This is a genomic window from Agrobacterium sp. InxBP2 (assembly GCF_026191755.1).
In the GTDB taxonomy this organism is placed as follows: domain Bacteria; phylum Pseudomonadota; class Alphaproteobacteria; order Rhizobiales; family Rhizobiaceae; genus Agrobacterium; species Agrobacterium pusense.
In genome coordinates this window covers 723,669-737,529 of sequence record NZ_JAINDY010000033.1, presented here as the reverse complement: position 1 = coordinate 737,529, position 13,861 = coordinate 723,669, and the positions used below count along the sequence as shown (strand labels likewise).

Genomic DNA, 13,861 nt, shown 5'->3' with positions numbered 1-13,861 from the left:
AGGCATTCAAAGTGTTGGCCACAAATATCCTTGCTGGCCTTCGCCAGATCGGAACGCGGGAAGTTTGAGGCCTTTGATCAAGTCGGGAAACCACGGGGAAAAATTCGTCCCGCGACGAGCGATGTGCTCGGCAGTGAGTTCTGTCGTCGGCAGTTTGGCATTGTTCTCGACAAGTCGCTTCACTAGGTCGGCGATCGCCTCGGCATGCTGGCGGTACGCCTCAAGGTCTTTCGCGAGTTGATCACGTTCGGCCAGGGCAGCTTTCAGGCGCTCCGCGTTCGCGTCTCTGGCCTCTTGGGCGACTTTGTCACGATGTAGCTGCGAAAGCCGTTCCCGCGCTCGGGCCATACGCTCCCGTCTGAAATTGGCGTCTTCCATCTCCTTGCGGGCTTTCGCAACACCATCTGGCCGCGTGGCGGGGTCGAGTGCGATTTCGCTCGCTTTTTCGCTGTTCACTTTTGCTACAGCGTCAGCCTTCGAAACGTCGTCCAGCAAGACGCTGATTTCTGCGGAAGAAAATTTCGATGCAAAGGCATCAGCGATGCGTGTTTCGATGTCTGGCTTCATGCAATTGCCTCTCCCTGTCTGACATTGTCGTTGAGATCAGGAAGGTCACCGGGTTCGAAAATACCAGAGAACCGGCTGCCAGAAGCACACAGCTTTTCAGCAGCAGCAGTCAGCACGAATTCATTGACGGAGACGCCGGCGCGGCTGGCAGCGGCGAACAGGGCCGTTCTGAAGCCCGAAGTGACCCGGCCGCCATTCAACATGAAGTTGACGATCGGGTCTTTCTGCTTTCGCTGTTTGGCGACGATGGACATAACCGTAACCTCCTGATCTCGTGTTCGAGATGCATTAGGCCACGGTTTTCACCTATTTGGCATTGGAGGGGTGCGGCAACCTTTTACGCTTTGCCAGCAGCCGTCGGTGGGAAGACGAGAAAAGGACTTGCCTTAGGATTTTCTCTGTCCTTAGCGTCGAGCCAGAGGCGCCAGTTTAGCGTGGCGTACGCGTCGTAGGGATGCGATGCAGGTTCGTTGGTCGTCAGATTCAACCATGTTCCGTGAAACCCGTCACGCAGATTTGGTCCCAGTCGCATTAGCGGTCCGTTTTCCGACAAATGAATTGATCCGGAGGCCTCGGCTATATCCTGCGAATAAGAATAATGCCTCAGCGGATCGATTTCGATCAGCCAGCCGACGCCGTACGATATACACTTCGCGTCCTTTCGCACTCTCGTGCCGTGGGGCGAATCCGTCTCTGTTGTTTTCAAGACCGCCAGGAAGGCATAGTCGTAAGCATCCTCACCAAACTTAATCGCCAGATCGCCGCCATGCTCTTCCGCAAACATCACGAGTTCGCCATTAACGGCTTCTCCGATGTTCTTGACTGAAAACGGTGTGAGAACTGCCATTTCAACCCCCTGTTTTAACTTTGACCAATGCAGCATACACAGTTGTATTTCATTTCAAAGGGGCAGGCCGAGATGATCGAATATTCGCTTCACGCGTGGATGTTGACGATTGCCGTCGCGCAGAAGCTCAAGGGCCGCGAAATCGCCATGCTTGACCATCTCAAGGGCTGGCGCTGATATTTGCAGCGGCGACCCTGGGCACGCCTTCACACCAATTCCGAAGTCTCTGCACCAGTCCCTGATCGTGCGCTCGCTCCGGCCGGTCACATGGACGGCCATCTTCAGGTTGATGATCTCGTCGTGGCGCATGAGAATTGGAGCGAGGCCTAAACCCTCGCAACCGTTGAGATCGGTCTGTGTGAAAAGCTCTTCGCTCAAAAGGCATCCCCGATGATGTTCTCTTGCGCCCATGCCACATATCGATCGAGGACAGGGCCGGCATCCTCACCAGTGCATTTCCGATATGCTTCCTGTGTCGGCTTGTCGGTCACCGCCCATCCGAGAATGTCGATCGTGCTATAATCCACCGCCGGCGGTTCATCAGCGATAATTGGCATTCTCGTTACCTGTGTCGTGCTCATGCTGCACCTCTCGGATCTGTTGGCGTGGTCACCACCTGATCAATGACAGGCCCGAACTCAGGTCCAAGCTCGTGCGCCTGACGAATGGCTTCCTCGTAGCTGCCGCCTGCCCACATGACCAGGCGAGAGTCAGGCTCGATGGCTTCGACGAAGAACTGATGCGGCCCATCATGCTGCAACGAGCGTGTTCCGTTCTGGTCGATCGTGAAAGACTTCACCCATCGGCCATATGATATCTCGACGCGACGAGGCGACGGGAAGTTTACAACGTTGCTCATGCCACCTTCCTCCTGGACTGCAGCGAGACAAGTTCACCGTCTTTCCGCGGAAACGGGTGAGGCTGAGCGCATATGCGTTTGATGACCGCCGGCATAATGTCGATGATCTTCGCGCTCGGTCGGCTGTCAGCCCACTGGAACAGATCAAGCTGGTTCACGCTGCGCTCCTTGCTTCTTCCAAAATACCTTCGAGATCGTAAGGACTGAGATTGCCACCCATCAGCAGGCGCACGCATTCATCTAGCCGATTATGGGGGACGCCTTCATTAAGGAGAAACGTTTTCGCTTCCGCTACTGATGATGGCACCGGGTAGGGCGTCGTCATCCTAAAGCGATCAGGCTGAGAGATTTTTTCGTTTCCTAAGCCAATTGATCCTGTTCCTGGTCCTAGGTCCTGTTCCTGGTCCTTCTCCTGTTCCTTGCTTCGGAGGGGCTTCGAAGGGGCTTCCTCGACGTCACCGGCCGCAAGTTCAAAATCCACCAGATTTCGTTCTCCGTGAAGGTGGAAAGCAACGCGGTACTTTGCGTAAAAGCCCAGCGTTATTGGGCAGATAGGCAGCATTGCAAGCTGATCCGCTATACCCTTCACGCGCTTGTCCTTCTCCGAGAGTTGGGGTGCTATCTGGTCAGATGCCATGTCATGCACCCAGACAATCTCGCGCTTGAAGTCGTAGGAGCAGATATCCGCTTCAACAAGTGCAAGAAGCCCCTTCGAAGCCCCTTCCTGAGAGCAACCGACCTCGTGAGCGATGTAGGCGACTGGCACATAGTAAAGGCCAAGCATGTTGGCATGGCCGCTGGTGGTGAGGTGATAGTGAACGGCGATTGCTTCGAGGTCGCCGCGCACGGCCTTCAGATCGGATTGCCATATCCTGGGCGGAATTGATGCGAACTTTCTCATCCGTGCGCCCTCCGCCAAACCTTGTATTTGTTCGATAGGGCGGCCGCCTCGCAGGCCTCCAATGCGGAGAGCCCGAAGCGCTCGCGCAGGTTAGGAACGATAGGCGTAGGTGCTGGCTTCTGCTCTGCCAGCCATTGAGCCGCCTGGATGACTGTTTCGCTGTGTTGGTGATCGACGCCTGTCATGCTGCCTCCATAAAGAACGCGATCAGCTTGCTTCGCTCAGCAACCCACCGACCGCCGACCTTTTTCGCTGGCAGTTCACCTTTCTCAAGGAGCGCGAAAGTAATTCGAGGCGTCCTTCCGATCACCTTCGAAATTTCCTCTCCACCCCAGATGAGGTCGATCTCAGTTTTTTCACCGTTCATCATCTGGTCCCTTTTGTAACCACTGTTAACCACGGTGGTTACATAACGCCTAACGTGACTTGCTGTCAAGGGTTCGGTGGTGCTATGTGGTTACAAATGGTGAAATGTGGGGATGCTATGAGCAGGGAAGATCCGCAGCTAAAATTGCGCGTCACTGAAGAGATGAAGGCGTGGCTGACTGAAACGGCGAAAGCGAATGGACGCTCGGTAAACGCAGAAATAGTTGCGCGCTTGGAGGCCGCACAATCAGGCGGAACAGGGGACGCTGGTGAGTGGCAGAGGAGGTTCGAAGAGGAGCACCATGCCTTTCTCCGTATGGATGACATGTTCACCAAGCAAATGGAGATGGTTGACCACTTCCGTAGGCTTCTATCGAGAGCAAACCGAGAAGTGTTTCAGCAAGCTGGCGCGATCGAGACGCTGGCGACCATCATTCTTGAACTTGATGATGCTCCGTCGTCAGAAATCAAAGAAAGCGTCGAACGCATTCTTGCTTCGGCGAAGCAGGTCAAGGCCGAATTCGGAAAAACCTTTCATACGGATGATTCAAACTGAGGTCTTGCCATGTCAGTACGGAAGCGTGAATGGGTAACGCCGAAAGGCGAGGCGAAAAGTGCTTGGGTGGTCGATTATTTCGACACGGCAGGTAAACGCCGGCTGAAAACATTCAAGCTTAAGAAGGAAGCGGATCGGTTTGCCGCTACGGCTTCTGTAGAGGTCAGGGAAGGCGTCCACGTCGCTGACAGCGCCAGTGTGACAGTCGAGAAGGCCGGCTCCCTGTGGATCGCCTCGGGCGAAAGTGCGGGGCTTGAGCGGTCATCTATGGATCAGCGCAAAAGCCACCTGAAACACCACATCAATCCTCTGATCGGGCAGACGCTGCTATCGCGGCTTACTGTGCCGGCCGTCAGGGACTTTGAGGACACGATGCGCCAGAATGGCCGATCGCCAGCTATGGTGAAAAAGGTTCTCACCTCACTCGGCTCTATTCTGTCTGATGCCAATGAGCGAGGGCTGACAACGCGCAATCCAGTGCGGGACATCCGGTCCAGCCGCAAGGGTCGAGATCGGCGCCAGGAGAAGCGCCAAAAGGGTAAGCTTGTTGTCGGGGTGGATATACCCACCAGAAACGAGATAAAGGCGCTGGTGGCGGCTCTGGATGGCAATTGGAGGCCATTGCTTGTCACGGCCATCTTCACCGGCATGCGGTCGTCGGAAATCCGGGGCCTTCGCTGGCGTGACGTGAATTTCAAGAAGGCCGAGATCCACGTCAATCAGCGCGCCGACCAGTTCAAGGAAATCGGCCCGACGAAATCAGAGGCCGGCGTCAGAACGATCCCGGTTCCTCCTGTCGTCATCGCAGCGCTGAAAGAACACAAGCTCCGGCAGCCGCCTGGTTTCGATCTCGTCTTTGCCAATCCAGACGGAGAACCGCGGTCACACGCGAACATCGTCAACAAGGGCCTCAAGCCGGCGATGATTCGAGCTGGCGTGACCGTGGGCGAGGGAGATGACGTCGAGGCGAAATACACCGGCCTTCACGCGCTGCGCCACTTCTACGCCTCATGGCTCATCAACCGCAAGGAGGACGGCGGCTTAGGTCTGCCGGTCAAAATGGTTCAGGAGCGCATGGGCCATTCCTCGATCGTCATGACCATGGACACCTACGGACACCTGTTCCCGCGGCTGGATGATGGGACAGAACTAGCACAAGCCGCGAACATTCTGCTCGATTGACTGCAACATGACTGCGACAAATGGCGAAAACGCGTTGTGAAATCAATGGCGGGTGAAAGCCTGCAAATCCTTGTACCCCGGTTCAATTCCGGGCGAGGCCTCCAAAATTCTCCCACGGTACGATGATTCTTCCTGTTCCGCGTCACGATTGGCGACGTCTCGCCGTTTGTTCCGTGAAGAAAGCCACTGCCATTCTGCTTTTTACCCCACATCCGTCTTACCGCGCTTGAAAGCGCGCTCTTGGCCAATTATGAGATTACTCAAAGGCGAGGGGAGGCCCACGCCGTTTTGAGCTTTTGGAGCCGGGACTTCCCGACCGGCATCCGTGAAATTGAGGCGATAACGACATGATGGATTTCGAAACCGCGCGCGCCAATATGGTCGACAGCCAGCTGCGTACGACCGACGTGACTTCGCATTCGGTGCTGAAGGCGTTTTTGAGTGTGCCGCGCGAGGCATTCGTGCCGACGGGTGCACGGCAGATTGCCTATGTGGATGAGGATTTGCAGATCTGTCCCGCCCGGGATGGCCGCCCGGCCCGTTATGTCATGAAGGCCTCGCCGCTCGCGAAGCTGCTGCAGCTCGCGGCCGTTTCGAGGGAGGACGTGGTCTTGGAAGTCGGCGGTGGTTCCGGTTATGCGGCCGCCATCCTGTCCCAGCTTGCCGGCTCCGTCGTTTCGCTCGAATGCGATGAAGCGCTCGCCGCACAGGCGACCGAAACGCTCGCTTCGCTTGGCTATGACAACGTCGCTGTCGTCACCGGCGATCTCGAAAAGGGTTATGCGAGCGAAGCGCCTTACGATCTGATTTTCGTGAACGGCGCTGTCGAGGAAGTGCCGGCGGCACTTACCGAACAGTTGCGTGACGGCGGGCGTCTCGTCGTCGTTGTCGGATACGGCAATGCCGCAAAGGCCACCGTCTATCGCCGCGATGGCGCCAGCACGTCGGCCGCGACCTTCTTCAATGCTTCGGTCAAGCCGCTGCCGGGTTTCGCCAAGGCAGCCGAATTCGTTTTCTGATCACCGTACCATCATTCTGTTCTTGACGCCGGGGTGGAATTTCCACCCCGGCGTTTTTGTGAAGATTGGAAATTCATCCAGTGTGCGTCTTCGAGAACATCGCGCCCACAAAGCTGTGTATCATCACGAAACTTGTCGAATCAGTGATTTAGTTCGTGGCTATGCTACCCTAAACTAAGGTGATTCGGGGTGTGCGTATTTCTGCCCCGCATGACCCCTGCAGCGGGTTGCGAAGATGCGGAGCGTCTTTCTCAGGCCTGTTGCAGAGTGTCGGCGCGGCGGTTGTTTTCGGCTGCCGCTGCCGTGATGTGCAGATTGAACAGGTGCGAAGTGCCCCTGGCATCCGAAGGGATGCGAGGCCGGGTGCTAGAGAGTGGAAACCGGGGATTGATATGGCTCAGCCAAGCGTAGCGCGTGAACCGTCCATGGAAGAGATTCTGGCGTCGATACGCCGGATCATCGAAAGCAACGAGCCAGGGCCCGCCGGCGCATTTTCCGGCCAGTTACCGCCGGTTTATGACGATGAGGACGAGGCGGCAGGCGACGCAACTTACATGACGGAGCCAGCCAGCCCGCCGGCCCGCGTCCCTCCGCCGGCAAACCAGGCCTTTGGCGCGCGGCCTGCACAGGATTTTTCACCGGCTTATGAAAAGTCTCTGGCCGAGCCCCAGGAAATCCCCGTCGAAAAGACGATGTCGCTCGCCGATGTTGCCGCGCGCGTTCGCGCTGCCGCAGACCGCAACGCCGCCATGGGGCCGCAGGCCTTCGCCTCGCAGGGCCAGCGCGCGGCGATGCAGGCTTCTCCAGCTTCCTCTTCTCCCGCCGTGCCGCAGACCGAACGGCCCGCGGCACAGCGTCCGACGGATGTACGGCCGCTGATGGTGGCGGCTGCGGCAACTGCTGCTGAACAGCAGGCGCCCGCCGCTTCCGAGGACCGGGCCGCTGCCGCTGCCATTGAAAGTGCGCCTGTACCGGAAAACCATTTTGATCATATGGCGCTGCGCGGTGCGATTGAAACCGCCGTCGCCGAGGAAGTTTTCGACATCGACGTGCAGGAACCCATTGCCGAGGCGCCGTCACTCGATCTGGTTGCGCCGCAGCCGGAAGACAAAGCACAGGCCGGCTCTGACCTGTCGCTCAACCTCATCTCGGCCGCCGCGGGCGCGCAGATCGCGCGTTCCTTCAGTGAGCTGGCCGAGGTTTTCGACGGCGTCGAACGTCGTTCGATCGAGGACATGGCGGCCGAGATGCTGCGTCCGATGCTGCAGGAATGGCTGGAAGACAATCTGCCAACCCTGGTTGAACGTCTCGTGCGCGAAGAAATCGAGCGCGTGGCGCGCGGCTCGCGCCGCTGATTTTACGCTGGCCGCAGGGCCGGGTGCCTCCCGCCCGCGTCGGGAGGCGTGGCATTGGCGTTAAACAGGGGCCGCCCGGCACAGGGGCGGCTTTTTTATTGAAGATGAAAGCGTTATCGGGGCATAGTCGGCCATCGGGTCGCTCACGGAGCGTCCTGAGGGTCGGTTTCTGTTGACTCTCGACTGTCCATCCTTATTTAAAAAATCCACACAAGAACTCTAAAATTCAGGTCAGGAAATGCTCGAAAAGACCTACGATTCCGCCACCGTCGAACCGAAGATCGCCAAAGCCTGGGACGAGGCTAACGCTTTTCGTGCCGGCGCCAACGCCAAGCCGGGCGCGGAAACCTTCACCATCGTCATCCCGCCGCCGAATGTGACGGGATCCCTGCACATGGGCCATGCGCTCAACAACACGCTGCAGGATATTCTGGTCCGCTTCGAGCGCATGCGCGGCAAGGATGTGCTGTGGCAGCCGGGCATGGACCATGCCGGCATCGCCACGCAGATGGTCGTCGAGCGCAAGCTGATGGAGCAGCAGCTTCCAGGCCGTCGCGACATGGGCCGCGAGGCCTTCGTGGAGAAGGTGTGGGAATGGAAGGCCGAATCCGGCGGCCTGATCTTCAACCAGCTGAAACGTCTCGGCGCGTCCTGCGACTGGTCGCGCGAACGCTTCACCATGGATGAAGGTCTCTCCGAGGCTGTTCTCGAAGTTTTCGTCACGCTCTACAAGCAGGGCCTGATCTACAAGGACAAGCGCCTCGTCAACTGGGATCCCAAGCTGCTGACTGCGATTTCCGACATGGAAGTCGAGCAGATCGAGGTCAAGGGTAATCTCTGGCACCTGCGCTATCCGCTCGAAAAGGGCGTTACCTATCAGTACCCGACCGCATTCGACGAGGAGGGCAAGCCCACCGAGTTCGAGACCCGCGACTATATCGTTGTCGCCACGACGCGTCCGGAAACCATGCTTGGTGATACCGGTATTGCCGTGAACCCGGAAGACGAGCGGTATAAGGGCATCGTCGGCAAACACGTCATCCTGCCCATTGTCGGTCGCAGGATTCCCATCGTCGCCGATGATTACGCCGACCCGACCGCCGGTACGGGTGCGGTCAAGATCACGCCCGCGCATGATTTCAACGACTTCGAAGTCGGCAAGCGCTGTGGTCTGCGCGCCATCAATGTCATGAATATCGACGGTACCATCTCCATCAAGGAGAACGAGGATTTCCTCGAAGGCCTCGACCATCCGGCGGCGCTGCATGGCGCATGGGACCGTCTGGAAGGTCAGGACCGTTTTGCCGCCCGCAAGATCATCGTCGAAATTTTTGAGGAAGCCGGCCTGCTCGAGAGGATCGAGCCGCACAAGCATGTGGTGCCGCATGGCGACCGCGGCGGCGTGCCGATCGAGCCGCGCCTGACGGACCAGTGGTGGGTCGACAACAAGACGCTGGCGCAGCCGGCGATTGCCTCGGTTCGCGAAGGCCGCACCAATTTCGTGCCGAAGAACTGGGAAAACACCTATTTCCAATGGATGGAGAACATCCAGCCCTGGTGCATCTCGCGGCAATTGTGGTGGGGACACCAGATTCCGGCATGGTACGGCCCGGACGGGCAGGTGTTCGTCGAGAAGACCGAGGAAGAGGCGCTGCAGGCGGCCATCCAGCATTACATCGCCCATGAAGGCCCGTGGAAGGCCTGGGTCGAGGAAAAGCTTGAGAACTTTGCTCCGGGCGAAATCCTGACGCGCGACGAAGATGTGCTCGACACCTGGTTCTCTTCCGCGCTCTGGCCGTTTTCGACGCTCGGATGGCCGGAACAGACGCCGGAACTGGCGCGCTATTATCCGACAAACGTGCTTGTCACCGGCTTCGACATCATCCCCTTCTGGGTGGTGCGGATGATGCAGATGGGCCTGCATTTCATGAAGGACGACGCCGGTAACCCGGTTGAGCCGTTCAGCACGGTCTATATTCATGCGCTGGTTCGCGACAAGAACGGCCAGAAGATGTCGAAATCCAAGGGCAACGTCATCGACCCGCTGGAACTGATCGATGAATATGGTGCCGATGCGCTGCGTTTCACGCTTGCCATCATGGCGGCGCAGGGTCGCGACGTGAAACTCGATCCGGCACGTATTGCGGGTTACCGCAATTTCGGCACGAAGCTCTGGAATGCGACGCGCTTTGCCGAGATGAATGGCGTGAAGCGTGACCCGCATTTCCTGCCGGAAACCGCCTCGCTGACGATCAACCGCTGGATCCTGACCGAGCTTGCCAACACGGCCCGCGATGTGACGGCGGCACTTGAGAACTTCCGCTTCAACGATGCGTCAGGCATTCTCTACCGTTTCGTCTGGAACCAGTTCTGCGACTGGTATCTGGAACTGCTGAAGCCGGTCTTCGGCGGCGACGATGAAAAGGCCAAGTCGGAATCGCAGGCCTGCGCGGCTTATGTTCTGGATGAGATCTACAAGCTGCTGCATCCTTTCATGCCGTTCATGACGGAAGAGCTTTGGGCGCATACGGCCGGTGAGGGCAAGGAGCGCGACGATCTGCTTTGCCTTACCGACTGGCCGGAGCCGGAGTTCCGCGACGACGCCGCGGCTGCGGAAATCAACTGGCTGATCGATCTCGTGTCCGGCATTCGTTCGACGCGCGCCGAGATGAACGTGCCGCCGGGTGCCACTGCCTCGCTGGTGGTCGTTGGCGCCAATACCTCCACGGAAGCACGGCTCGATCGCCACGCCGCCGCTATCCGCCGTCTGGCGCGGGCCGATGAAATCCGTGCCGCCGATGTCGCGCCGAAGGGATCGGCCCAGATCATCGTCGGTGAGGCGACCATCTGCCTGCCGCTTGGCAATCTGGTCGATCTTGCGGCCGAAAAGGCTCGTCTCGAGAAGGCGATCGGCAAGGTGGACGCGGAAATGGAACGCATCGACAAGAAGTTGTCGAACGAGAAATTCGTGGCCAATGCCGATCCGGAAGTCGTTGCCGCCGAACGCGAGCGCAAGGCTGAGCTTGAAATTCAGCTCACAAGCCTGAGAACGGCGCTCACGCGGGTAAGCGAAGCGGGGTAACATGCCGCTTGCGGCTTTGCATGAACAAAAACGCCCCGCTAAAAACGGGGCGTTTTTGCTATGGAGCGACAGGTCGCCGTCTATCGATTGCTGCGTTGCAACGACGAATCATGTTGCTCGCTGGAGGGCGATCATTTCTCGCCATCTCGCGCTCGAAAATCTCCCGATCAGTCAAAAAAGCCAACAAAAACGGCGTGATAAGCGGCTTTCTTCGGGAAACGCGCGTGTGTGGTTATTTGGCGACAATTCCCGTCACGCGTGGGAAATTGTTTCATTTTGTGTCGTGTCGCTTCCGTTTAATTAGAAAAATAACCTAAAATGATTATGCAAGGGGATGGACATGAAATTCTTACGTAAAAAATGGAGAAGTGTCGCAGAACTGTGCCAGTGTGCGGCAGATTGTCATTTTCCGCGAAGCGCTTCACTCTTTTGATGATCACATTGCCTTGATTGGGGAGAGAGATGGCAAAAACTGCAATTTTTCGCGGCGCGGTATGTTTCGCAGTCAGCATCGCGGCGGTAACGCCTTCACTGGCCGGCGGTCTCGAGCGCGGCGGTTATAATATCGATCTGTTGTTCGATCCGTCCGATTACGTTCTCGACAGCTCCGCGACCTTCGTCGCACCGCAGCGCAAGGTAGAGAATGCGCGGGACAATCCGCTGAAAAGTGGTCCCTTGCCTGCATCCTGGTCCAAGACGGCAGATGATTCCGAAAACTTCTGGTCGACCCGCATCGGGGCCAAGGCATCGATCGGCGATTTCGGCGACTGCATGTTCGACTATTCACAGCCCTGGGGCGCGCATCTCAATCCCGGTATCTGGCAGGGATCGAGCTACAATATCGAAACCAAGGTCAAGTCGCACAATTACGCGACCACCTGCCGGGTGAAGTTCGATCTTGGCAAGGGTGACTTCTCGATTATCGGCGGCGGCTTCTATCAGGAATTGAGCGGCTATAAGTATCGTCAGGTTCTCGGGCCGGCCGTTCTGGGCCTCAATCCGGCCTGGTCCAGCTTCAGCGGCGTCGGCAAACTTGAGATGGAAGGTGACGGCTGGGGCTGGCGCGCCGGCATGGCCTACGAGATTCCCGAGATCGCGTTCCGCGCCAGCCTTGTTTATAACAGCGCTGTCGATCACGATTTGACCGGCTTCGCCGATGTTAGAGGGATCCCACAGACACCGCCATCCATATCTCCGACGCTTGCAAAATATGGCGGCAAGCTCGTGCCGATCTATGGCTCTGTTTCCATGCCAGACAGCATCGAACTAAAAGTTCAATCCGGCATAGCGCCCGACTGGCTTGCTTTCGGTTCCGTGAAGTGGACAGACTGGAGCCAGATTCAGGTCATTCCTTTCTGCGCGGTCGGCACATCTCCCTGCGTCCCAAGTGGCGCAGACACCCTGAACACGCTTGACCTGTTCTATCGCGACGGCTGGACGATCTCCGGCGGCGTTGGTCACAAGTTCAACGAACAGTGGAGCGGAGCCGTCAGCCTGACCTGGGATCGCGGTACGTCAACGGTCATCGGCACCCAGACAGATACGTGGACGCTCGGCACGCAGATTGTCTATTCGCCCAACAAGAACATCGAGTTCAAGATTGCCGGCGCTCTCGGCCTCCTGACCTCGGGCAGCTCCTCCATCAATGGCGGACCCTGCGGCGCTGGTTTCACCTGCGGCAACGAGGCAGGCTACGATTTCGGCAACGACCTCGTGGCAGCCATCTCGACGGGTGTGAAGGTCAAGTTCTGATCTGATCCTTTCGCTGATGCTAAAATAAAGGTCCGGTTTACCAACCGGGCCTTTTTTCATGTCCGACTATGATTCCTTCTCGATAAAATTTTCTGGCCCGAAAGTTTTGTGACGATTTGGCAACACTTTTCTGCAAGCGTGGGGTCGCGTTGGAATGTGAGCATATCTGTCCATTTCCCGCCACAAACAGGGTGCTTGGCTTATGTTTAGGGCAGCGGGATCGGAAGAACATGCAGGCGTTTGATGTGGGCCCGCGGGGTTGCAGAAAGTGAAAACAGGTTTGGATTCAGGGTTTAAGCAAGTAATACGGGAATTTCATCCGGATTTCTTGTTTGGCGCTGACCGGTGGATGGCGGAACGCCGTTATATTGCCGGAAATTATGCCTATATCTGTCTAACTGGAAAATTTGGGCAATTGCCGCAGGAGACCACCGGTGGTGCGCTGGAAAGTGCTGCCGGAAAGACGCAGTGTGTTCGAAAAATCGCGACCCGGCGGGGTTCGGCTTTGCAGTATTCCGCAAGTATTGGCTATATGCCGGGAAGAGTGAGAGAAGTTCGCTGAAATGCTGAAATGTGAAGCCAACGTTTTAAAGCCGCTCCTCATGGGCATGTTGCTTGCGTCGCTCGCAATGCCTGCCGCGGCTTTTGACATCAATGCGGGCGTGACCAAGGAATCCGGCCCCTTCGACCTGTTCAAGTTCGGCTTCAAGGCCTACAAGAACGGCAACAAGGGTGAAGCTGTCGAGGCCTATCGCTACGCGGCCGAAAAGGGCCATACAGGCTCGCGCTGGGCGCTTGCCAACATGTATGCCTATGGCGATGGCGTCGCCAAGAACGACTTCGAAGCTTTCAAGATCTACAGCGAAATCGCCAATCAGGGTGTCGAACCGGGATCGGAGGATACCGGCTTTTTCGTCAATGCGCTGCTGTCTCTCGCTGATTATTACCGCCACGGCATTCCCGGAAGCCCCGTCAAAATGGACCTTTCACAGGCCCGGCAGCTTTATTTCCAGGTTGCTTCCACCTTCGGTGTGGCTGAGGCCCAGTTCCGTCTGGCAGAGATGATTCTTGCCGGCGAGGGTGGCCGCGCGGATGTGCAGCAGGCAAAGAAATGGCTCAACCAGGCCCGCAAACACGGCCATGCCGGCGCCATGTCGATTTTCGGCAACCTGATCTTCCAGGAGGGCCAGACGACGCAGGGCCTCGCCTTCATGACGGCGGCGCTGGATAAATGCACGGCGGCGGACTGTACCTGGATTCAGAACCTGCAGGAGCAGGCCTTTTCGCTGGCGGGTGAGAACGATCGCCGTGCGGCAATCGCAATGGCGCAGACCATGCGGATTGACGATCCGGATTGAAAATTGCCGCGCCAGAG

The 13,861-nt window shown here is 57.6% G+C and carries 17 protein-coding genes; 8 read left to right on the top strand and 9 right to left on the bottom strand.

The genetic code is table 11. The annotated features are described in order from the left end of the window. Positions 1 to 6: 6 nt before the first annotated feature. From K7A42_RS21500 to K7A42_RS21460, 9 genes are all read right to left on the bottom strand, one after another. Positions 7 to 567, bottom strand: a complete 561-nt coding sequence (locus K7A42_RS21500) for a hypothetical protein (protein WP_282455826.1) — start codon at positions 565 to 567, stop codon at positions 7 to 9. After that, the gene (locus tag K7A42_RS21495) at positions 564 to 821 is read right to left on the bottom strand and encodes a hypothetical protein (RefSeq protein WP_282455825.1); all 258 of its coding nucleotides are present in this window, start codon (positions 819 to 821) and stop codon (positions 564 to 566) included. The genes K7A42_RS21500 and K7A42_RS21495 overlap by 4 nt, the downstream gene beginning before the upstream one ends. An 83-nt stretch (positions 822 to 904) precedes the next feature. Next, entirely contained in the window at positions 905 to 1,414 is a 510-nt protein-coding gene (locus K7A42_RS21490; protein WP_282455824.1) for a hypothetical protein, read from the bottom strand. Between the two features lie 54 nt (positions 1,415 to 1,468). Beyond that, the gene (locus K7A42_RS21485; protein ID WP_282455823.1) at positions 1,469 to 1,792 is read right to left on the bottom strand and encodes a hypothetical protein; all 324 of its coding nucleotides are present in this window, start codon (positions 1,790 to 1,792) and stop codon (positions 1,469 to 1,471) included. Further along, entirely contained in the window at positions 1,789 to 1,971 is a 183-nt protein-coding gene (locus K7A42_RS21480) for a hypothetical protein (RefSeq protein WP_282455822.1), read from the bottom strand. The genes K7A42_RS21485 and K7A42_RS21480 overlap by 4 nt, the downstream gene beginning before the upstream one ends. Before the next feature lie 20 nt (positions 1,972 to 1,991). Continuing rightward, entirely contained in the window at positions 1,992 to 2,273 is a 282-nt protein-coding gene (locus K7A42_RS21475) for a hypothetical protein (protein ID WP_282455821.1), read from the bottom strand. Positions 2,274 to 2,427: 154 nt separating this feature from the next. Next, positions 2,428 to 3,174 carry a hypothetical protein gene (locus K7A42_RS21470; RefSeq protein ID WP_282455820.1) on the bottom strand — a complete coding sequence of 249 codons (747 nt, stop codon included), beginning with the start codon at positions 3,172 to 3,174 and terminating at the stop codon, positions 2,428 to 2,430. After that, the gene (locus K7A42_RS21465) at positions 3,171 to 3,359 is read right to left on the bottom strand and encodes a hypothetical protein (RefSeq protein WP_282455819.1); all 189 of its coding nucleotides are present in this window, start codon (positions 3,357 to 3,359) and stop codon (positions 3,171 to 3,173) included. Before K7A42_RS21465 ends, K7A42_RS21470 begins: the two co-directional genes overlap by 4 nt. Beyond that, positions 3,356 to 3,541, bottom strand: coding sequence for a DNA-binding protein (locus tag K7A42_RS21460; protein WP_416220919.1), 186 nt, complete (start codon positions 3,539 to 3,541; stop codon positions 3,356 to 3,358). The genes K7A42_RS21465 and K7A42_RS21460 overlap by 4 nt, the downstream gene beginning before the upstream one ends. Before the next feature lie 117 nt (positions 3,542 to 3,658). Between K7A42_RS21460 and K7A42_RS21455 the strand changes: the two genes are divergently transcribed. The 8 genes from K7A42_RS21455 (at position 3,659) to exoR (ending at position 13,844) form a co-directional block, all read left to right on the top strand. Next, positions 3,659 to 4,096, top strand: a complete 438-nt coding sequence (locus K7A42_RS21455; RefSeq protein WP_282455817.1) for an Arc family DNA-binding protein — start codon at positions 3,659 to 3,661, stop codon at positions 4,094 to 4,096. Positions 4,097 to 4,105: 9 nt separating this feature from the next. Continuing rightward, positions 4,106 to 5,278: a tyrosine-type recombinase/integrase gene (locus K7A42_RS21450; RefSeq protein WP_282455816.1), complete on the top strand. Its 1,173-nt coding sequence runs from the start codon at positions 4,106 to 4,108 to the stop codon at positions 5,276 to 5,278. A 347-nt stretch (positions 5,279 to 5,625) separates the two neighbouring features. Next, complete coding sequence (locus K7A42_RS21445; protein WP_022556281.1) at positions 5,626 to 6,297, top strand: protein-L-isoaspartate O-methyltransferase family protein; 672 nt, start codon at positions 5,626 to 5,628, stop codon at positions 6,295 to 6,297. A gap of 392 nt (positions 6,298 to 6,689) precedes the next feature. Next, on the top strand, positions 6,690 to 7,652 hold the full coding sequence (gene popZ / locus K7A42_RS21440; protein ID WP_060942367.1) for a cell division protein PopZ: 963 nt from the start codon (positions 6,690 to 6,692) through the stop codon (positions 7,650 to 7,652). A 238-nt stretch (positions 7,653 to 7,890) separates the two neighbouring features. Beyond that, positions 7,891 to 10,734, top strand: a complete 2,844-nt coding sequence (locus K7A42_RS21435; RefSeq protein ID WP_282455815.1) for a valine--tRNA ligase — start codon at positions 7,891 to 7,893, stop codon at positions 10,732 to 10,734. A gap of 462 nt (positions 10,735 to 11,196) precedes the next feature. Beyond that, entirely contained in the window at positions 11,197 to 12,486 is a 1,290-nt protein-coding gene (locus tag K7A42_RS21430; RefSeq protein ID WP_282455814.1) for an OmpP1/FadL family transporter, read from the top strand. Positions 12,487 to 12,754: 268 nt separating this feature from the next. Then, entirely contained in the window at positions 12,755 to 13,048 is a 294-nt protein-coding gene (locus tag K7A42_RS21425) for a hypothetical protein (RefSeq protein ID WP_234704062.1), read from the top strand. 1 nt (position 13,049) lies between these two features. Continuing rightward, positions 13,050 to 13,844 (top strand): exopolysaccharide production regulator ExoR, encoded by a 795-nt coding sequence (exoR, locus tag K7A42_RS21420; protein WP_004442165.1) that lies wholly within the window; start codon positions 13,050 to 13,052, stop codon positions 13,842 to 13,844. The last annotated feature ends 17 nt before the right edge of the window (positions 13,845 to 13,861 follow it).